Source organism: Nocardioides anomalus (genome assembly GCF_011046535.1).
Taxonomy (GTDB): domain Bacteria; phylum Actinomycetota; class Actinomycetes; order Propionibacteriales; family Nocardioidaceae; genus Nocardioides; species Nocardioides anomalus.
Genome location: NZ_CP049257.1, coordinates 4085546 through 4103761 on the forward strand (window position 1 = coordinate 4085546; position 18216 = coordinate 4103761).

17 protein-coding genes are annotated in these 18216 nt (G+C 73.6%); 7 read left to right on the forward strand and 10 right to left on the reverse strand.

The annotated features are described in order from the left end of the window. Nucleotides 1-75: 75 nt before the first annotated feature. The 3 genes from hpt to G5V58_RS20395 are packed head-to-tail and all read right to left on the reverse strand — an operon-like array spanning nucleotide 76 to nucleotide 2737. The gene (gene hpt / locus G5V58_RS20385) at nucleotides 76-639 is read right to left on the reverse strand and encodes a hypoxanthine phosphoribosyltransferase (RefSeq protein ID WP_165236745.1); all 564 of its coding nucleotides are present in this window, start codon (nucleotides 637-639) and stop codon (nucleotides 76-78) included. A gap of 5 nt (nucleotides 640-644) precedes the next feature. After that, a complete protein-coding gene (gene tilS, locus G5V58_RS20390) occupies nucleotides 645-1655 on the reverse strand; it encodes a tRNA lysidine(34) synthetase TilS (protein WP_165236747.1) in 1011 nt (336 codons plus the stop codon). After that, nucleotides 1652-2737, reverse strand: a complete 1086-nt coding sequence (locus tag G5V58_RS20395) for a zinc-dependent metalloprotease (protein ID WP_230486795.1) — start codon at nucleotides 2735-2737, stop codon at nucleotides 1652-1654. Before G5V58_RS20395 ends, tilS begins: the two co-directional genes overlap by 4 nt. Nucleotides 2738-2786: 49 nt before the next feature. Between G5V58_RS20395 and G5V58_RS20400 the strand changes: the two genes are divergently transcribed. Together G5V58_RS20400 and G5V58_RS20405 are read left to right on the forward strand one after the other, a co-directional pair. Beyond that, a complete protein-coding gene (locus tag G5V58_RS20400) occupies nucleotides 2787-4229 on the forward strand; it encodes an MFS transporter (protein ID WP_230486796.1) in 1443 nt (480 codons plus the stop codon). Further along, a complete protein-coding gene (locus G5V58_RS20405) occupies nucleotides 4226-4801 on the forward strand; it encodes a carboxymuconolactone decarboxylase family protein (RefSeq protein ID WP_165236751.1) in 576 nt (191 codons plus the stop codon). The genes G5V58_RS20400 and G5V58_RS20405 overlap by 4 nt, the downstream gene beginning before the upstream one ends. Here G5V58_RS20405 and purB read toward each other — a convergent pair. Then, nucleotides 4798-6216, reverse strand: a complete 1419-nt coding sequence (purB, locus tag G5V58_RS20410; protein ID WP_165236753.1) for an adenylosuccinate lyase — start codon at nucleotides 6214-6216, stop codon at nucleotides 4798-4800. The two genes, G5V58_RS20405 and purB, sit on opposite strands and share 4 nt — an antisense overlap. Nucleotides 6217-6244: 28 nt before the next feature. Here purB and G5V58_RS20415 point away from each other — a divergent pair, with 28 nt between their 5' ends. Beyond that, on the forward strand, nucleotides 6245-6976 hold the full coding sequence (locus tag G5V58_RS20415) for a matrixin family metalloprotease (RefSeq protein WP_165236755.1): 732 nt from the start codon (nucleotides 6245-6247) through the stop codon (nucleotides 6974-6976). On the opposite strand, the gene G5V58_RS20420 is transcribed toward G5V58_RS20415, so the two are convergent. The 3 genes from G5V58_RS20420 to G5V58_RS20430 are packed head-to-tail and all read right to left on the reverse strand — an operon-like array spanning nucleotide 6973 to nucleotide 10249. Further along, complete coding sequence (locus tag G5V58_RS20420; RefSeq protein WP_165236757.1) at nucleotides 6973-7716, reverse strand: DUF402 domain-containing protein; 744 nt, start codon at nucleotides 7714-7716, stop codon at nucleotides 6973-6975. The two genes, G5V58_RS20415 and G5V58_RS20420, sit on opposite strands and share 4 nt — an antisense overlap. Further along, complete coding sequence (gene purD, locus G5V58_RS20425) at nucleotides 7713-8966, reverse strand: phosphoribosylamine--glycine ligase (RefSeq protein WP_165236759.1); 1254 nt, start codon at nucleotides 8964-8966, stop codon at nucleotides 7713-7715. The genes G5V58_RS20420 and purD overlap by 4 nt, the downstream gene beginning before the upstream one ends. Continuing rightward, nucleotides 8966-10249, reverse strand: coding sequence for an adenylosuccinate synthase (locus G5V58_RS20430; protein WP_165236761.1), 1284 nt, complete (start codon nucleotides 10247-10249; stop codon nucleotides 8966-8968). Before G5V58_RS20430 ends, purD begins: the two co-directional genes overlap by 1 nt. A 26-nt stretch (nucleotides 10250-10275) precedes the next feature. On the opposite strand from G5V58_RS20430, the gene G5V58_RS20435 reads away from it, so the two are divergent. Beyond that, the gene (locus tag G5V58_RS20435; protein ID WP_230486797.1) at nucleotides 10276-11202 is read left to right on the forward strand and encodes a diacylglycerol/lipid kinase family protein; all 927 of its coding nucleotides are present in this window, start codon (nucleotides 10276-10278) and stop codon (nucleotides 11200-11202) included. A 43-nt stretch (nucleotides 11203-11245) separates the two neighbouring features. Further along, nucleotides 11246-12760: a lysine--tRNA ligase gene (gene lysS, locus G5V58_RS20440; protein ID WP_165236763.1), complete on the forward strand. Its 1515-nt coding sequence runs from the start codon at nucleotides 11246-11248 to the stop codon at nucleotides 12758-12760. A 12-nt stretch (nucleotides 12761-12772) separates the two neighbouring features. Here the strand turns inward: lysS and G5V58_RS20445 are convergent, their stop codons facing one another. After that, a complete protein-coding gene (locus G5V58_RS20445) occupies nucleotides 12773-13216 on the reverse strand; it encodes a DUF3151 domain-containing protein (RefSeq protein WP_165236765.1) in 444 nt (147 codons plus the stop codon). A gap of 28 nt (nucleotides 13217-13244) precedes the next feature. On the opposite strand from G5V58_RS20445, the gene G5V58_RS20450 reads away from it, so the two are divergent. Then, nucleotides 13245-14780, forward strand: a complete 1536-nt coding sequence (locus tag G5V58_RS20450; protein ID WP_329957536.1) for a DHA2 family efflux MFS transporter permease subunit — start codon at nucleotides 13245-13247, stop codon at nucleotides 14778-14780. On the opposite strand, the gene G5V58_RS20455 is transcribed toward G5V58_RS20450, so the two are convergent. Together G5V58_RS20455 and fbaA are read right to left on the reverse strand one after the other, a co-directional pair. After that, nucleotides 14725-16419, reverse strand: coding sequence for a choice-of-anchor A family protein (locus G5V58_RS20455; RefSeq protein WP_165236769.1), 1695 nt, complete (start codon nucleotides 16417-16419; stop codon nucleotides 14725-14727). The genes G5V58_RS20450 and G5V58_RS20455 overlap by 56 nt on opposite strands. Nucleotides 16420-16665: 246 nt before the next feature. Then, on the reverse strand, nucleotides 16666-17697 hold the full coding sequence (gene fbaA / locus G5V58_RS20460; protein WP_165236771.1) for a class II fructose-bisphosphate aldolase: 1032 nt from the start codon (nucleotides 17695-17697) through the stop codon (nucleotides 16666-16668). Nucleotides 17698-17734: 37 nt separating this feature from the next. Here fbaA and G5V58_RS20465 point away from each other — a divergent pair, with 37 nt between their 5' ends. Further along, a complete protein-coding gene (locus G5V58_RS20465) occupies nucleotides 17735-18211 on the forward strand; it encodes a DUF2867 domain-containing protein (protein ID WP_165236773.1) in 477 nt (158 codons plus the stop codon). Nucleotides 18212-18216 lie beyond the last annotated feature (5 nt).

Below are 18216 nucleotides of genomic sequence, written 5' to 3' on the forward strand. Positions count from 1 at the left end.
TCTCTCAGGTGGCCCCAGATCCGGCGAGCCGAACGGCGCTCGTTCGCTGTCAGAGGAAGGATCCTCAGCGCGCTTTCAGGAGTACACGTGGGGCGCGAGGGTCCCGATGTCGCGCAGGTTGCGGTAGCGCTCGCGGTAGTCCAGGCCGTAGCCGACCACGAATTCGTTCGGGATGTCCCAGCCGACGTACTTCACGTCGACGGGCATGGTCAGCGCCTCCGGCTTGCGCAGCAGCGTGCAGATCTCGACGCTGGCGGGGTTGCGGGAGCTGAGGTTGGACGTCAGCCACGACAGGGTCAGGCCGGTGTCGATGATCTCGTCGACGATGACCACGTGACGCCCGGAGATGTCGGTGTCGAGGTCCTTGAGGATGCGCACGACGCCGGACGACTTGGTGCCCGAGCCGTAGGAGGAGACCGCCATCCAGTCCATCTCGATGTGGCGCGAGAAGGCCCGCGCCATGTCGGCCATGACCATGACCGCACCGCGCAGGATGCCGACGATGAGCAGGTCGGGCTCGCCGTCGGTGACGGGGTAGTCGCCCTCGATCTGCTGGGCCAGGCCGGCCAGCCGCTCCTGGATCTGCGCCTCGGTGAAGAGGACCTCGACCAGATCGGACTCGACGTCGGCTGCGTCCACGGGGGTCAGCCTTGCACAGCGGTGCGCCGGAACCGCAGGCGGCCGTCGGGGCCGCCGGAGGTGAGGTAGGCCGTCACGTGACCGGGCAGCTGGGCCTCCTGGCCGCCGACGCGCGAGGCGACCAGCCGGTCCAGGGCGACGACGTGGACGTGGAACAGCTCGGCGCCGGTCGCGCCGGCGTCCAGGGCGGCCGACCGGAGCACCCGGGTCCGCAGGGCCGGCGCCAGCGCGGTGAGCTCGGCGACCGGGAGGTCGGGCTCGGCGCCGGCCACCTCGGCGTACGCCGCCGCGGCGAGCTCGTCCAGCAGCTCGCTGTCGGCGCGGAGCTGGTCGGCGGTGCGGGCCAGGGCGGCGGCGACGCCGGGGCCGAGCTCGTCCTCGAGCACGGGCAGGACCTTGCGACGCACGCGGACCCGGGCGTAGGCGGGGTCGAGGTTGTGCGGGTCGTTCCAGTACTCGATGCCCTCGACCTGGCAGGCGGTGACGGTGTCGGTGCGGGTCACGTCGAGCAGCGGGCGCCGGTAGCGGTCGAAGGCGCGCCGCATGCCGGCCAGCGAGCGGCCGCCCGAGCCGCGGGCCAGCCCGAGCAGGACGGTCTCGGCCTGGTCGTCGAGGGTGTGGCCGAGGAGGACGGCGGCGGCGCCGAAGTGCTCGGCCATCTGCTCCAGCACGGCGTAGCGGGCCTCGCGCGCGGCCGCCTCGGGTCCGCGACCGGAGTCGGCCTCGACGTGCACGCGCGCGGACGCGGTCTCGTCGGCGCCGAGGCCGGCCATCTGCTCGACGACGTGGGCGGCGTGCTCGCCCGAGCCCTCCTGGAGGCCGTGGTCGACGGTGGCACCGACGACCCGGAAGCCGAGCCTGGGCGCCTCGAAGACCGTGGCCGCCAGCAGCGCCAGCGAGTCGGCGCCGCCGGAGCAGGCCACGAGCACGGTGGTCCCGGACCCGGCCGGCGCGAGGTCGGCCAGCGTCCGGCGCACGGCGACCCGGACCGCGGCCACCGACGGGTGCAGGCTCACGTGCGCAGGACGCGGGCCATCCAGGCGTCGGGGTCGCCTATCTCCGCGCGCGTGGGGAGGTGCTCGGGCGACTCCCAGACGACGTTGAAGCCCGACATCCCGGCCTTGTCGACGACGCCGCGGACGAACTTCGCGCCGTCGCGGTACTGCGCCATCTTGGCGTCCAGGCCGAGCAGCCGGCGCAGCAGCTTGTCCAGCACGCCGACGCCCTTGCGGCGCTCGTTGAAGCGGGCGCGGATCCGGTCGACCGACGGGATCACGGTCGGCCCGACACCGTCCATCACCACGTCGGCGTGGCCCTCGAGCAGCGACATCACGCCCGTGAGGCCGTCGAGCAGCTGCTTCTGCTCGGGGGTGCCGACCACGTCGAGGATGCTGCCGGTCTGCCCGCCGCCGGAACGGACGTTCTTGATGCCCTCGACGATGCGGGTCAGGCCGTCCTCGAGGAAGCCGGCCGGCTCCATGGTGTCGGCGAACGCGCTGATCTGGTCGAACATGTGCTGGCGCATCCACGGCACGGCGGTGAACTGCACCCGGTGGGTCTCCTCGTGCAGGCAGACCCAGAGCCGGAAGTCGTGCGGGTCGACCTCGAGCTCCTGCTCGACGTGGACGATGTTGGGGGCGATGAGCAGCAGCCGGCCGTCGGGCGGGGAGAACGGGTCGAACTGGCCGAGCACCTTGGAGGCCAGGAAGCCCAGCACGCTGCCGACCTCGGCACCGGTGATGCGCGAGCCGACGGCCGCGGTCAGGCCGGTCGGCGGCTTCTTCTCGGTGAGCTTGTCCACGATCGGGGCGAGCAGGGTCGCGAAGGCGTCGGCGTTGGCCTGCACCCACCCGGCGCGGTCGACCACGAGCACCGGCGCGGTGTGGTCCTGCGCGACCAGCCCGGTGTAGTCCCGGACCAGCCCGGTCGAGCGGTCCGCGCCGGCGCGGAGCTCGGCGACCACGCGCCGCGCCTCGTCGCGGGGCACGCTCGGCCCCTCGCCGGCGATGCGGCTGCCGATGCGCACGGCGAGGTCCCAGTCGACCATCTCGGCCCGTCCGCCCCCGTCGGTGCCGTCGGCGCGGAAGGCGTTGCTCATGGGTGCCAACCTACGCGTCGAGTGGGCACCGGGTGCGGGTGAGCGAGTGGTGAGCGAGCACGCGGTCGACGTACCCCCGGAGCGGGAGCACGACGACCGTGCGGAAGCGCCGGACCCGCGCCGGTGGCGCATCCTCGGCGTGACCCTGACGGTCGGCTTCATGTCGCTGCTCGACGTGTCGATCGTCAACGTGGCGATCCCCTCGATGCGCGAAGGGCTGCACACGTCCTCGGCCACGATCCAGTGGGTCGTGTCCGGCTACGCCCTGGCCTTCGGGCTGACGCTGGTGGCCGGCGGCCGGCTCGGGGACGCCTACGGCCGGCGCCGGATGATGCTCATCGGCCTCACCGGCTTCGTGCTGTCCTCGGCGGCCGTCGGCCTCGCGCCCAGCGTCGGGCTGGTCATCGCCGCCCGCCTCCTGCAGGGCGCGACGGCCGGCTTGCTGACGCCGCAGAGCTCGGGGCTCATCCAGCAGCTGTTCCGCGGCCCTGAGCGGGCCCGGGCGTTCGGGATGTTCGGCTTCACCGTGTCCACCGCGGCGGCCATCGGGCCGGTGCTCGGGGGTCTCATCATCGCGGCCGCCGGGGAGGCGGACGGCTGGCGCTGGTTGTTCCTCATCAACGTGCCCATCGGCGCCGCCGCCCTGGTCGCCGTCGCCACGCTGGTGCCCCGGCGCCCCCCGGACCGGGTCGAGCACGGCGCGCGGATCGACGTGGTCGGCGCCGTGCTGCTCGGGCTGACCGTGCTCGCGCTCCTCTACCCCGTGGTCAGCGTCGAGAGCGGCGCCCGGCTCCCGCTGCTCCTGCTCGTCCTGGTGCCGGTCCTGGCCTTCGCCTTCGCCCGCTGGGAGCTGCACCTGCGGCGCCACGAACGGCCACCGCTGCTCGACGTCGAGCTGCTGCGGGGGCTGCCCGGCTACGTCAACGGGCTCACCGTGGGGACGTTGTACTTCACCGGCTACACCGGTCTCATCCTGGTCATCTCCGTCTACCTCCAGGAGGCGCTGCACTACTCGCCGCTCGAGGCCGGGCTGCTCATCATCCCCTTCGCCGTCGGCTCGGCGGTCAGCGCGCCCCTGGCCGGGCGCTACGTGTCCGACGTCGGCCGCCGGCTCACCGTCGGGGCGCTGGTCGTGGTCATGACCGGCACCCTGCTGTTCCTGCTGCTGGCGCCGGGCCGGGACCCGCTCTGGGCCTGGGCGGTCCCGACCCTGCTGCTGGCCGGGCTCGGCGGCGGAGCGGTCATCTCGCCCAACATCACGCTCACCCTGGCCGACGTGCCTCCGCGGATGGGTGGTGCCGCGGGAGGCGCGCTGCAGACCGGCCAGCGCATCGGCTCCTCCATCGGCGCGGCGCTGCTCGTCACGGCGTACGGGCTCGGCTCCACGCCCGTCGTGGGGCTCCGGCTGGCCCTCGGCACGGGGCTGGTCCTGCTGAGCCTGGCGCTGGTGATGGCGGTGCGGGCCCTGCGGGTCCAGGATCAGGGGGCATGAGCTTCCTGAACGAGCCGGCACCGTCCCCCGCGGTGCAGGCGCGGTACGACGCCGACCTGGACGCCTACGGGTTCGTCATGAACCTCTCCCACGTGTGGGCGCACGTGCCCGGAGCACACACGCGGCTCTTCGAGCTGCTGGCCGAGGTCGGCTCGGCGTTCTCCTTCCGCGAGCGCGGCATCCTCATCACCGGCGCGGCGTCGACCATCGGCGACTCCTACTGCTCCCTGGCCTGGGGCTGGAAGCTGGCCGAGTCCGGCTCCGGAGACGCCGCGAGCGGCGTGCTGTCCGGCACCGACGCCGACCTCTCGCCACGCGAGGCCGCCCTGGCCACCTGGGCGCGCCGGGTCGCCGGCTCGGCCGACCGCACCACGGCCGCCGACGTCCAGGAGCTCCGCGACGCCGGGTTCAGCGACGAGGAGGTCGCCCGGGCCACGGTCTTCGTGGCCCTGCGCGCGGCGTTCTCGACGGTGAACGCCGCGCTCGGCGCCCAGCCCGACGCCGAGCTCGGCACCCTGGCCCCGCCCGAGGTCGCCGCGCTGGTGACCTGGGGCCGGCCGGTCGCGGACTAGAGGATCGCGCCGGGGGCGTACGCCGCGGCCTCGGGGTGGCGGGCGGTGACCTCCGCGATGCGGCGCACGACCTCCTGGGTCTGGGCCACCGCGGCACCGGTGAAGGTGATCGGCTCGGCCACGAGCGTGGCCAGCTGGTCGGCCGTCAGCCCGAGGCGCGGGTCGGCGGCGAGGCGGTCGAAGACGTCGTTCTCGGCCTGGCCGCGGCGCAGCTCGAGGGCGGTGTCGACGGCGGCCTCCTTGATCGCCTCGTGCGCGGCCTCGCGGCCCACGCCGTTGCGGACCGCGGCCATCAGCACCTTGGTGGTGGCCAGGAACGGCAGGTAGCGGTCCAGCTCGCGCTGCACCACGGCCGGGAAGGCGCCGAACTCGTCCAGCACGGTCAGAAAGGTCTCGAAGAGCCCGTCGGCGGCGAAGAACGCGTCCGGCAGCGCCACCCGGCGCACGACCGAGTCGGAGACGTCGCCCTCGTTCCACTGGTCGCCGGCCAGCTCGCTGACCATGGACAGGTGTCCGCGGAGCACGACGGCGAGGCCGTTGACGCGCTCGCAGGAGCGGGTGTTCATCTTGTGCGGCATCGCGCTCGAGCCGACCTGGCCCTCGGCGAAGCCCTCGGTGACCAGCTCCTGGCCGGCCATCAGCCGGATCGTGGTGGCCAGGTTGGACGGCGCGCTGACCAGCTGGACCAGCGCGGAGACCACGTCGAAGTCCAGCGAGCGCGGGTAGACCTGGCCGACGCTGGTCAGGACCTGCTCGAAGCCGAGGTGGTGCGCCACCCGGCGCTCGAGCTCCTCCAGCCGCGCGGCGTCGCCGTCGAGCAGGTCGAGCATGTCCTGGCTGGTGCCCATCGGCCCCTTGATGCCGCGCAGCGGGTAGCGGGCCAGCAGCTCCTCGACCCGCTGCAGCCCGACCAGCAGCTCGTCAGCCACGGTGGCGAACCGCTTGCCGAGCGTCGTGGCCTGCGCCGCGACGTTGTGGCTGCGACCGGCCATGACCAGGCCCTCGTGCTCGGCGGCGAGCCGGCCCAGTCGCGCCAACGCCGCCACCGCCCGGTCGCGCAGCAGCGCGAGGGACTGGCGGACCTGCAGCTGCTCGACGTTCTCGGTGAGGTCGCGGCTGGTCATGCCCTTGTGGATCTGCTCGTGGCCGGCCAGGGCGCTGAACTCCTCGATGCGCGCCTTGACGTCGTGGCGGGTCACCCGCTCCCGCGCCGCGATGGAGTCGAGGTCGACCTTGTCGACGACGTCCTCGTAGGCCTCCACCGCGCCGTCGGGAACCTCGACCCCGAGGTCGCGCTGGGCCTTGAGCACCGCGATCCACAGCCGCCGCTCGAGGACGATCTTGTGCTCGGGCGACCAGGTCTGCGCCAGCTCCGCGCTGGCGTAGCGCGTCGCGAGGACGTTGGGGACGGGCACGAGAGGATTCTAGGTACCCTCCGTGGCCATGGCGCGTCCCGTGCGGCTCCTCGTGGTCCCCGTGGTCCCCGTGGTCCCCGTGGTGCTCGCGCTCCTCGCGCTCGCGACTCCCGCCGACGCCCGCCCCGCGCCGTACTCCGAGCGCCCGGGCCGGTCGGGCGACCACACGTTCCTGTTCCAGGACCCCGTCGCCTGGCCGAGCTGCGGCGCGCTGACCTACCGCGTGAACCCCAGCAAGGCGCCGCGCGCGTGGAAGCCGCTGGTCCGCACCGCGGTCCGCAAGGCCCACCAGGCGACCGGCCTGCGCTTCCGTTACCTCGGGACGACCACCGCCAAGCCGACCCACGGCGGCACCAACCCCGACGGCACCGACCTCGTGGTCGCCTTCCTCGTCCCCGGCCAGACCGACATGCTCGGCGGGCCCGGTGTGGCCGGCGAGGGCGGCGCGGCCACGGACGGCAGCCGGCTGTTCGACGGCAAGATCGTGCTCAACGGCGCCGTGCTCGCGCGGATGGCGGACGGCTTCGGCCAGGGCCCGCGCTACGGCATCCAGGGCACCCGCGGCCAGGTGGTCATGCACGAGCTCGGCCACGCGCTCGGGCTCGGGCACGCGCGGGAGCGGACGCAGGTCATGTACCCCACCGCCACCCGCAAGCCGGCCGACTGGGGTGCCGGTGACTGGGCCGGGCTGAGACGGCTCGGCCAGGGCGGCTGCGACCAGCCGGCCGCCGGACGACCCCGCGCCCACGCGCTGCCCTAGGCTCGCAGCGCCTCCGGCAGCCGCAGGGGCTCGTCCCACTCCGGCGGCGGGCGCCACCCCGACCACCCTTCGTCGAGCGGCCAGGCCGTCGGTGCGACCAGCTCGGCGCGGGCGAGGTCGGCGAGGTCGCGGATCAGCGCGCCCTGGGTCGGGGAGTACCAACCGGCGTCGACCCCGGCCGCCAGCTCGTCCTCGTCCTTGAGCCAGGTCTCCCCGTCGGCGACCCACAGGTCGAGGGTGAGGTCGCGGCTGTGGGTCCGGGCCGCGCCGTCCACGGGTCGCTGGTGCGGCACCTCGAGGTTGACGTACTCGCCGTCGCCGAAGAACCACACCGACCACGGCCGACCGGTGGGCGCGACGCGCAAGACGCCGTCACCCCGCCACTGCGTGACCGTCACGTCGTAGTCGCCGGCGACGAGCAGAGCCGCCCGCTCGGCCAGGCTGCGCTCACGCAGCCCTCGGCCGTCCCGCGGCGTGGCCGCCAGGCGCTCGGAGCCGGCGGGGAGCCAGGCGACCAGTCCGCGCTCGTCGTCGCGGACAACCCGCAGCACGTCCACGAAGCCCCGGTAGTGCCACGTGACGACGGCGCCCGCCTCGAGGTGCGGCGCGGGGCCGGCCGGGCGCAGGCCGTCGGTCGAGGGCAGCGGCGGCAGGGCGGCGAGGTCCGGCGCCACCGGCCGCGGCGGTCCGCTGAGCCGCCGCATCGTCCCGCCGCTGTCGGAGACGACCTCGTCGCTCACGACGAGGCGGTCAGCGCGATGTCCGTGCGGTGCTGCGCGCCGTCGAAGGTGATCCGCTCGACGCCGGAGTACGCCGTGGCGCGGGCGGCCGCGACGTCGGGACCGGTGCCGACGACCGCGAGCACGCGCCCGCCGGCGGTGACCAGCTCACCGTCGCGCAGGGCGGTGCCGGCGTGCACGACGGTCACGCCCGGGAGCGCGGCGGCGTCGGCCACACCGGCGATGACGTCGCCGGAGGACGAGGACTCGGGGTAGCCGCCCGAGGCCATCACGACGGCGACGGCGGCGCCCGCGGCGAAGCGCGGCGGCGCGACGTCGGCGAGGGTGCCGGTGGCCGAGGCCAGCAGGAGCTCGGCCAGGGGGGACTCGAGCAGGGCCAGCAGGGCCTGGGTCTCGGGGTCGCCCCAGCGGACGTTGAACTCCACCACACGCACGCCGCCCGAGGTGAGCGCGAGACCGGCGTACAGCAGGCCGGAGAACGGCGTCCCGCGGCGGGCCAGCTCGTCGATGGTGGGCTGGAGGACGGTGGCGCGCACCTCGTCGACCAGGCCGGCCGGCGCCCAGGGCAGCGGGGTGTAGGCGCCCATGCCGCCGGTGTTCGGGCCTTCGTCGCCGTCGCCGATGCGCTTGAAGTCCTGCGCGGGCTGGAGGGGGAGGACCGTGGTGCCGTCGGTGATCGCGAACAGCGAGACCTCGGGACCGTCGAGGTACTCCTCGACCACCACACGACCGCCGTCGGCGGTGCAGGCGATGCCGTGTGCGAGCGCGGCCGCGCGGTCCTCGGTCACCACCACGCCCTTGCCGGCGGCCAGGCCGTCGTCCTTCACGACGTACGGCGCGCCGAGGTCGTCCAGCGCGGCCGAGACCTCCTCGGGGCTCGCGCAGACCAGCGCCCGGGCGGTCGGTACGCCGGCGTCCGTCATCACGTCCTTGGCGAAGGCCTTGGAGCCCTCGAGCCGGGCCGCGAGGCCGGAGGGCCCGAAGACCGGGATCCCGGCGACCCGGACCTCGTCGGCGACGCCGGCGACCAGCGGCGCCTCCGGGCCGACGACCACCAGGCCGGCGCCGAGGGAGGTGGCCAGCTCGGCCACCGCGCGCCCGTCCAGCGGGTCGACGGCGTGGACCGGGCCGACCTCGGCCGTGCCCGGGTTGCCAGGGGCGGAGTGGACCTCGGTGACCGACGGGTCGCGGGCCAGCCCGAGGGCCAGCGCGTGCTCGCGGCCACCGGTGCCGACGACGAGGACGCGCATCAGACGAGGTCGTGCACGACGATCGTGGCGTCGCGCTCGGGGCCGACGCCGATGGCGGAGATGCGGGCGCCGGAGAGCTCCTCGACGCGGGTGACGTAGGCGCGGGCGTTGGCCGGGAGGTCCTCGAGCGTGCGGGCCTCGCTGATGTCCTCCCACCAGCCGGGGAGGTACTCGTAGATCGGCACCGCGTGGTGGAAGTCGGACTGGTTGACCGGCATCTCGTCGTGGCGCACGCCGTCGACGTCGTAGGCCACGCAGACCGGGACCTGCTCGAGGCCGGTGAGCACGTCGAGCTTGGTCAGCGTGAAGTCGGTGACGCCGTTGACGCGGGCGGCGTAGCGGGCGATGACGGTGTCGTACCAGCCGCAGCGGCGGGGCCGGCCGGTGGTGGTGCCGTACTCCTGACCGGTCTTGCGCAGGTGCTCGCCGAACTCGTCGTCCAGCTCGGTCGGGAACGGCCCCTCGCCGACGCGGGTGGTGTAGGCCTTGACGATGCCGATGACGCGATCCAGCCGGGTCGGCGGGATGCCGGAGCCGGTGCACGCACCGCCGGCAGTGGCCGAGGACGAGGTCACGAACGGGTAGGTGCCGTGGTCGACGTCCAGCAGCGTGGCCTGGCCGGCCTCGAGCAGCACGGTCTCGCCGCGGTCCAGCGCCTGGTTGAGCAGCAGCCCGCTGTCGCAGACGTACGGCGCCACGCGCTCGGCGTACGCCGCGAGCTCCTCGACGATCTCGTCCACGCCGGGCGCGCGGCGGTTGTAGATCTTGGTGAGGACCTGCCCCTTGAGGTCGAGCACGCCCTCGACCTTGGCCCGCAGGATGGTGTCGTCGAAGAGGTCCTGGACGCGGATGCCGATGCGGTTCATCTTGTCGGCGTACGTCGGGCCGATGCCGCGCCCGGTCGTGCCGAGCCGCCGGGAGCCCAGGAAGCGCTCGGTCACCTTGTCGAGCGTCCGGTTGTAGGAGGCGATGACGTGGGCGTTGGCCGAGAGCTTGAGCAGCGAGGTGTCGACGCCGCGCTTCTCCAGGCCCTCGATCTCCTCGAACAGCACCGCGAGGTCCACGACCACGCCGTTGCCGATGACCGGGACGACCCCCGGGGTGAGGATCCCGCTGGGCAGCAGGTGCAGGGCGTACTTCTGGTCGCCGATCACCACCGTGTGGCCGGCGTTGTTGCCGCCGTTGAACTTCACCACGTAGTCGACGCGGCTCCCGAGGACGTCGGTCGCCTTGCCCTTGCCCTCGTCACCCCACTGGGCTCCGATGATCGCGATCGCTGGCACGTGACAGGAGGATAGGGTCACCGACGATGGATCCCCTCCTCGTGATCAGCAACAGCGACGCCGGGACAGCGGACGAGGAGTCCCTGGCCGCCGCGCTCAAGGTGCTGCGCGCCCACTGCTCGGTGGAGGTGCAGGCCACCTCGGACCCCGGCGAGCTCGACTCCGCACTGCACCGCGCCGGCAGCCGCCGGATCGTGGTCGCGGGCGGCGACGGCAGCATGCACGCGGTCGTGGCGGCCCTGCACAAGCGCCACGACCTCGAGGGCGCCGTCCTGGGCCTGCTGCCGCTCGGCACCGGCAACGACTTCGCCCGGGCCAACGAGATCCCGCTCGACATCGAGGAGGCCGCGCAGGTCATCTGCGATGGCCACCCCCGACCGATGGACCTCCTCGTCGACGAGGTCGGCGAGATCGTGGTCAACAACGTGCACGTCGGCGCCGGCGCGGTGGCCAGCAAGCGCGGCGCCAAGTGGAAGACCCGCCTGCACGCCGTCGGCGTGGGCAAGGTCAACCTCGGCAAGCTCGGCTACCCGATCGGCGCGCTGTCGGCCTGGGTCAAGCCGCCCTTCATCCGGGTGCGCGTCGAGGTCGACGGCGAGGTCGTCACCGACCTCGACCACCCGATCCTGATGATGGCCGTCGGCAACGGCCCCAAGGTCGGGGGCGGCACCGAGCTCGTGCCGTACGCCGACCCGGGCGACGGCAAGATCGACGTGATGGTTTCCTACGCGATCGGCCCGCTGGCCCGGTTCGGCTACGGCGCCAAGCTGGTCGTCGGTCGCCACCCCGAGCGCGACGACGTGATCTACCTGCGCGGCACCAGCGTGACGGTCTCGGGCGAGGAGTTCTGGGTCAGCGCCGACGGCGAGATCTACGGCCCCGAGCGGCACCGCTCCTGGCGGCTGCAGCGCGCGGCGTACTCCCTGGTCGTGCCGGCCTCCCAGCCCGGCTGAACCGATGTGCCCCGGCGGGGCGGCGCCAACTAGCCTGCCCTGCATGACCAGCGCGCCCGAGCACGCCGACGACCGGCTCTCCCAGGAGGAGGTCCGGCGCGAGAAGCGCGCGCGGCTGCTGGCGGAGGGCAAGCAGCCCTACCCGGTCACCGTCCCCCGCACCCACACCCTCGCGCAGGTGCGCGAGCAGTGGGGCCACCTCGAGACCGGCGAGGAGACCCAGGACGTCGTCGGGGTCGCGGGGCGGGTCATCTTCGTCCGCAACACCGGCAAGCTCTGCTTCGCCACCCTCCAGGAGGGCATCGGCACCCGCCTGCAGGTGATGCTCTCGCTGGCCGAGGTCGGCGAGGAGGCGCTGGAGGAGTGGAAGCGCACCGTCGACCTGGGCGACCACGTCTTCGTCGAGGGCCGCGTCATCAGCTCCAAGCGCGGTGAGCTGTCCGTGCTGGCGACGTCGTGGTCGATGGTGTCCAAGGCCATCCGCCCGCTGCCGGTGCTCCACAAGGACCTCAGCGAGGAGTCGCGGGTCCGCCAGCGCTACGCCGACCTCATCGTGCGCCAGGAGGCGCGCGACATGGTCCGCACCCGCGCCGCGGTGCTCAAGTCGGTGCGCGCCACGCTCGACTCCTTCGACTTCGTCGAGGTCGAGACCCCGATGCTCCAGCTGGTGCACGGCGGCGCCGCGGCCCGGCCGTTCACCACGCACATGAACGCCTTCGACGTCGACGTGACCCTGCGCATCGCGCTCGAGCTCTACCTCAAGCGCGCGGTCGTCGGCGGCGTGGACCGGGTCTACGAGATCGGGCGGATCTTCCGCAACGAGGGCTCGGACTCCACCCACTCCCCCGAGTTCACGATGCTGGAGTTCTACGAGGCGTACGGCGACCAGTTCAGCGCCGCCGAGCGCACGCGCGCCATCGTGCTCAACGCCGCCGAGGCGGTCGGGGTCGGGCCGGTCGTCACCGACTACCACGGCCGCGAGGTCGACCTCTCCGGCGAGTGGCGCTGGCTGCCGATCGCCGAGGCCGTCGCCGAGGCGACCGGCGAGGAGATCGGCACCGACGAGACTCCGGAGAACGTCGCCCGGCTGCGCGCCGTGGCCGACGCCCGCGACATCTCGCTCAAGCCCGGCTGGGGCGCCGGCGAGATCATCCTCGAGCTGTTCGAGCAGCTGGTCGAGGAGACGCTGGTCCAGCCGACCTTCGTCTGCGACTACCCCGCCTCGGTGCGCCCGCTGGCCCGCGAGCACCGCTCCGAGCCGGGCCTGGTCGAGGCCTGGGACCTCATCATCGGCGGCGTCGAGCTGGCCCCGAGCTACTCCGAGCTGGTCGACCCGGTCGTGCAGCGCGAGCGGCTCGAGGCGCAGTCGCTGCTGGCCGCCGGCGGCGACCCCGAGGCGATGCAGCTGGACGAGGACTTCCTGCGCGCGCTGGAGTACGGCGCCCCGCCGATGGGCGGCACCGGCCTCGGCATCGACCGGCTGGTCATGCTGCTGACCGGCACCGGCATCCGCGAGACGATCCTGTTCCCGCACGTGCGCCCGGAGGCGCGGGGCTGAGCCGCTGCGGTCCTAGTCGGCGTCGATGCCGGCGAACAGCACGTCGTAGCCGGTCGGGCTGGAGTCGCGCAGGAAGTCGCGGCAGCGCTCCCACTCCGCGGTCTCGCCGATCGACTTCGCGGCCAGGGCCAGCAGGCCCAGGCAGCTGAGGAAGCCGCGGTTGGGCACGTGCTCCCACGGCACCGGGCCGTGGCCCTTCCAGCCGTTGCGGCGCAGCATGTCCAGGCTGCGGTGGTAGCCGACCCGGGCGTAGGCGTAGACCGTCACCGCGTCGGCGTCGTCGTGGACGGCGGCGGCCAAGGCAGCCCAGGCCGCGGGTGACTCGGGGTGACGGCGGACGACGTCGATGGGGGTGTCGCCGGCCTCGATCTCCGCCTGGGCGGGGTCCACCGGGAGGTGGGTGGGCGGCGGTCCGGCCATCAGGTCCTGGTGCAGGTCGGGGCTCACGGAGGACATTGTCCCCGGTCGGGTGTTGAGTGACGCCGTGACCTCCCAGACTGCTCCCGCCGCGGCCGAGGAGAAGGACCCCTGGCCGGCGCTGTTCGCCCTGTGCCTGGGCTTCTTCATGATCCTGGTCGACTCCACGATCGTGTCGGTCGCGACGCCCGCGATCATCGGCGACCTCCAGGCCGACGTGAACGACGTGGTCTGGGTGACCAGCGCCTACCTGCTGGCCTACGCCGTGCCCGTGCTGATCACCGGCCGGCTCGGTGACCGGTTCGGCCCCAAGCGGCTCTACGTGGCGGGGCTGGCGCTCTTCACGCTCGCCAGCCTGTGGTGCGGGCTGACCCGCTCGGTGGAGATGCTCATCGTGGCCCGCGTGGCCCAGGGTCTGGGCGCCTCGATGATCACGCCGCAGACCATGGCGATCATCACCCGGATCTTCCCGGCCGCCCGCCGGGGCCAGGCCATGGCGCTGTGGGGCGCGACCGCGGGCGTGGCCACGCTCGTCGGCCCGATCCTCGGCGGCGTCCTGGTCGACGCGCTGGGCTGGGAGTGGATCTTCTTCATCAACGTCCCGGTCGGCGTCCTGGGCCTGTTCCTCGCGGCCCGGCTGGTGCCGACCCTCGAGACCCGCAGCCACGCCTTCGACTGGCTCGGGGTGACGCTGAGCGGCACCGGCATGTTCCTGCTGGTCTTCGGGATCCAGGAGGGCCACCAGTACGACTGGTCCGCCTCGATCTGGGCGATGATCGCCGCCGGGCTGGTCGTGTTCGGGTTGTTCGTGGCCTGGCAGGCCCGCAACACCCGCGAGCCGCTGGTCCCGCTCGGGCTGTTCCGAGACCGCAACTTCTCCCTGGCCAGCCTGGCCATCTCGGTCATGGGCTTCTCCATCACCGCGATGGCCATCCCGATCATGCTGTGGGCCCAGGTCGTGCGGGGGCTCAGCCCCACCCGCTCCGCGCTGCTGCTGGTGCCCATGGCGGTCATGACCATCCTGCTGGCCCGGCCCGTCGGCGGCCTGACCGACCGGATCCACCCGCGGCTCATCACCGGCGTCGGCTTCACCGGCACCATCGTGTCCCTGCTGTGGCTGGCCGCCGAGATGACGCCGGACGTCACCATCTGGGCCCTGGTGCCCCCGATGGTCCTGCTGGGCATCGGCAACGCCTGCATCTGGGCGCCCAACTCGGCCACCGCCACCCGCAACCTGCCGCTGCACCAGGCCGGCGCCGGCTCCGGCGTCTACAACGCGACGCGTCAGGTCGGTGCGGTGCTCGGCTCGGCCGCGATCGCGGTGCTCATCGACGCCCGCCTGGCGGCCGAGGGCCTCCCGGCGTTCACCGGCAGCGCCGAGGCCGGGGGCAGCCTGCCGGGCCGGTTCGTGGACGGCTTCAGCGACGCGATGGCCACCTCGATGCTGCTGCCGGCGGCGGTGCTGGTGCTCGGCCTGGTGGCCTCGCTGGCCTTCGAGCGGCCGAAGCACGCCGGGTACGCCGGCGCCCCGACGGCCGGCTCGGCGGCTAGTGCAGCCGCTTCGGGCGACGCCGGGTCTTCAGCAGCAGCGTCAGCACACTGAGCAGGAGCAGCGGCGCCCAGACGAAGGAGCCGCGCAGCGTGAACGGCGCGGAGGTGAGCGGCGCCGACGGCCGCTCCGCGCGCGGGGCGTCCGAGCCGGGCACCGAGGCGTCCGCGGTCGGCAGGTCCGACGGCGTGGGCTCCGGCGCCGTGGAGACCGTCGGGGTGCCGGACGGCGTCGGCCGGTTGGTCGGCTCGGGCAGCGTGGTCGGCCCGACCGACAGGGTCGGGTCCGGCGTGTCCGTCGGCTGCGAGGTGGGCGTCGGGGTCGGCTCGTTGGTCAGCACGACCGGCTCCGGCGTCGGGTCGGCGGTCAGCGTGACCGGCGGCGACGGCGGGGCGGGCAGCGCCTTGACCCGGTTGCTGACCACCACGGTCTTGGGGTCGCGCTTGGCGATGCGGACCTTGGCCGGCTCGGGGGCCGGGTCGGCCCACTCGTAGCCCTTGCCCGGCCCGACCTGGAGCTGCTCGGTCACCGTGCAGAGCGCGCCGACCGGGAGGTCGCCGGCCACGAGCCGCGCGTCCTTGCCGGCGCGCTGGCGCCAGGTGCCGTCGCCGGGGGTGACGTCGCGACCGTCCAGGTCGCAGGTCAGCGTGCCCTGGAAGAACCGGTCGGGGTCGACCACCCCGTCGGGGTCCTGGAGCTCGACGTCGAGGCTGAGCGAGCTCCGGTGCTCCAGCGCCGGGCCGCAGCGCAGCCCGTCCGCGGGGAAGGGGTAGCTGTGCATCGCGCCGGGTCCGGTGTGGACCAGGTCGCCGCCGACCAGGACGCGGCCGTTGGTCCCGCCGCCGGCGATGGTCGTGGTGCCGTCGGCGGCCGGCACGAGCAGCGAGCCGGGCAGCGGCGCCTGGCCGCTGAGGTCGACGGTGCCTGCGCCGGGGGCGTTCCACAGCAGGTGGGTGGCCAGGTCGGGGAACGCCGAGCCGCTGGTCGGGTCGATCGGCGTCCCGTCGGCGGCCAGGAGGCTGTCCACCGTGAGGGCGACCTCCGGGCCGGCCAGGTTGACGACCACGCTCGCCCCGGCGGGGACGCCGAGCAGCTGCAGCGAGCGGCCGGCGCCCTGCACCGGGCCGAGGCTCGCGCCGTCCACGGTGAAGACCTGCGGGTCGGAGGTCCCGTCGCCGGTGAGGGTGATCGCGGTGTCGGTGACCTCGGCCTGCCCGGTGTCCGGCGTCGAGGCGTAGGCCGTGGACCGCGCGGCCAGGTCGGCCAGCAGCGGGCGGTAGGGGTCGACCGCGTCGGGGAAGCCGACGTAGACGCGGCCGCCGTGCAGGTCGGTGGCGCTGTCGCGGGCGACCTGCTCGCCCACGACCACGTCGCCGCCGTCAGCGCCGAGCCCGGCACCCACGTCGAGCGTGGTGCCCCCGGCGACGGCCAGCGAGGCGCCGACCGTGAGCACGTCGCTCCCGGCGTACGGCGTGACCTGGCTGCCGGTGCCGGTGGTGCCGACCCGGTAGCCGCCCGGCGCGTCCAGGGCGAAGGTCGCGTTGCCCCGCACGACCACCACGCCCTCGGCTCCGTCGGCTGAGCCGGTCGCGACCAGGTCCCCGCCGACCAGCACCGAGGCCGCGCCGTCGGCGGCCTCGGGCGCGCCCGCGTGCAGCGCGGGCCAGGAGACCGGGCACGCGTCGGAGGCCACGAACGTCGCGTCCGTGGCCGCCGCTGGTTGTGTCGCCGGCACCAACCCGAGCCACACGGTCGCACCGAGAACGCATGCGGCAGCGGCCCCCGAGATGGTGTGGCGGCGGAGGGCCTCCACGGGAGGATGCTGACACCCGTCCAGACCATCGCGCAGGCTTTTGCGAGAACTGCTCAGGCACAGTTCTAGACATACCCCCACGGGTATTAACGCGACACGGTGTCAGCCTGCTCCGGGAGGGGTCGGTCAGCCGAGCGCGTGACCGGCGGAACGCAGGTGCTGGCAGGCCTCGACGACGCGCGCGGCCATGCCGGCCTCGGCCGCCTTGCCCCAGGCGCGGGGGTCGTAGACCTTCTTGTTGCCGACCTCGCCGTCCACCTTCAGCACGCCGTCGTAGTTGCTGAACATGTGGGCCGCGACCGGCCGGGTGAAGGCGTACTGGGTGTCGGTGTCGACGTTCATCTTGACCACACCGAAGTCGACCGCCGCGCTGATCTCCTCCGCGGTCGAGCCGGAGCCGCCGTGGAAGACCAGGTCGAACGGGCGCGAGCCCTCGGGCAGGCCCAGCTCCTTGATGACCGCGTCCTGGGCGTTCTTGAGGATCTCCGGGCGCAGCTTGACGTTGCCGGGCTTGTAGACGCCGTGCACGTTGCCGAAGGTGAGCGCGGTCAGGTAGCGGCCCTTCTCGCCGGTGCCGAGCGCCTTGACGGTGGCGATGGCGTCCTCGGGCGTGCTGTAGAGCTTGTCGTCGATGGCGCCCTCGACGCCGTCCTCCTCGCCGCCGACCACGCCGACCTCGATCTCCAGGACGATGTTGGCCTGCTTGCACTTCTCCAGCAGCTCCTCGGCGATCTGGAGGTTCTCCTCCAGCGGCACGGCCGAGCCGTCCCACATGTGGGACTGGAACAGCGGCTGCTCGCCCCGCGCCACCCGCTCGATCGAGACGTCGAGCAGCGGGCGCACGAAGCCGTCCAGCTTGTCCTTGGGGCAGTGGTCGGTGTGCAGCGCGATGTTGACGGGGTAGTTCTTGGCCACCTCGTGGGCGTACGCCGCGAAGGCCAGCGAGCCCGCGACCATGTTCTTCACCGTCGGGCCGGAGAGGTACTCCGCGCCGCCGGTCGAGACCTGCACGATCCCGTCCGAGCCGGCCTCCGCGAAGCCCTGGAGGGCGGCGTTGAGGGTCTGCGAGGAGGAGACGTTGATGGCCGGGAAGGCGTAGTTGCCCTTCTGCGCGGCGTCCAGCATCTCGGCGTACTTCTCGTGCGTGGCGATCGGCATGGCAAGACCCTAGTGCGCACCTGCCTAGGCTCGGTGCGTGGACCGAGCCGTGAAGATCCACCGATCCAGCCGGGCGACGACGCTGGAGCGGGACGCCGACGAGGTGTGGTCGGTCGTGGCGCGCGCGGGCCGCGGCCCGCACTGGTACGTCGACGCGCCGCCCTTCGTCGTCCGCGGCGCCATCGACCGCGTCGTGGGCGGTGCCGGCCGCCGCTGGCCGGTGCCCGAGCACGAGGAGCTCCGCGAGGGCGACACCGCCGGCTTCTGGCGCGTCACCCGCGCCCACCGGCGCGCCCTCGAGCTGGTCGCCGACGTCCGCTCCCCCGGCCGGGTCACGCTCGAGACCACCGTCGAGCCGGGCGGACCCGGCCGCTGCACGGTCCGCCAGGACGTCACCTTCGAGCCCGACGGCCTCGTCGGCCAGCTCTACATGCTGGTCGACCTCCCTGCCCGCGAGGTCGTCGCCGAGCTCACCCACCGTGCGCTGCTGTCCGAGATCACCGCCGCGGCCTGACAACC

Excerpts from the sequence above, each read along its gene's own strand:
- fbaA (WP_165236771.1), bottom strand. The coding sequence starts at position 17,697 with ATGCCGATCGCCACGCACGAGAAGTACGCCGAGATGCTGGACGCCGCG.
- G5V58_RS20415 (WP_165236755.1), top strand. The coding sequence starts at position 6,245 with ATGGCGCGTCCCGTGCGGCTCCTCGTGGTCCCCGTGGTCCCCGTGGTC.
- lysS (WP_165236763.1), top strand. The coding sequence starts at position 11,246 with ATGACCAGCGCGCCCGAGCACGCCGACGACCGGCTCTCCCAGGAGGAG.
- G5V58_RS20435 (WP_230486797.1), top strand. The coding sequence starts at position 10,276 with ATGGATCCCCTCCTCGTGATCAGCAACAGCGACGCCGGGACAGCGGAC.
- G5V58_RS20395 (WP_230486795.1), bottom strand. The coding sequence starts at position 2,737 with ATGAGCAACGCCTTCCGCGCCGACGGCACCGACGGGGGCGGACGGGCC.
- G5V58_RS20445 (WP_165236765.1), bottom strand. The coding sequence starts at position 13,216 with ATGTCCTCCGTGAGCCCCGACCTGCACCAGGACCTGATGGCCGGACCG.
- G5V58_RS20405 (WP_165236751.1), top strand. The coding sequence starts at position 4,226 with ATGAGCTTCCTGAACGAGCCGGCACCGTCCCCCGCGGTGCAGGCGCGG.
- purD (WP_165236759.1), bottom strand. The coding sequence starts at position 8,966 with ATGCGCGTCCTCGTCGTCGGCACCGGTGGCCGCGAGCACGCGCTGGCC.